Raw genomic sequence first — 435 nt, 5'->3', positions numbered from 1 at the left:
GCGTCCACGCAGCTCCCATCAATTTCCCGCTTAATCGGGGAGGAGGCCGCTTTTGCGCGGCCTCCGGTTCGGCCGTGTCGGGCCCCGACAGGACAGGCAGTCATGAAGGAAGAGACGAGTTTCGATTTCAACATGTCAGCGCTCCGCGTTTGGTCGCTGATCTCCGATTTGAAGGGCTTTGCGCGATGGCATCCAATCTATCGCATCGCGGGCGATGCCGAACGCGGCGCCGAAATGGACGTTACCTGGCTGCTCTTCAAAGGAGACCGGAAGATGACGACGCAAATGGTCATCAATCGCCTGACCAAGCCCCAGCTCATCGGGTGGCAGATGGGCGTGAAGGGCTTCCTCACCTTCGACGAACGCTACGAGATCGAGCCGATCGCGAACGGCGTCTGTATTCACCATTCGGTCGAATGTCGGGGCATTTTCGGC

The 435-nt window shown here is 59.3% G+C and carries 1 protein-coding gene; it reads left to right on the top strand.

What is annotated here, in order from left to right:
• Positions 1 to 102: 102 nt before the first annotated feature.
• Positions 103 to 435 (top strand): SRPBCC family protein (locus AACY08_RS29980; RefSeq protein ID WP_339472712.1); only part of this gene is annotated, 333 nt, incomplete at its 3' end.

Source organism: Pseudomonas sp. EL_65y_Pfl1_R83 (assembly GCF_963970695.1).
Classification (GTDB): domain Bacteria; phylum Pseudomonadota; class Gammaproteobacteria; order Pseudomonadales; family Pseudomonadaceae; genus Aquipseudomonas; species Aquipseudomonas tritici.
This window is presented reverse-complemented; position numbering and strand designations above follow the sequence as displayed.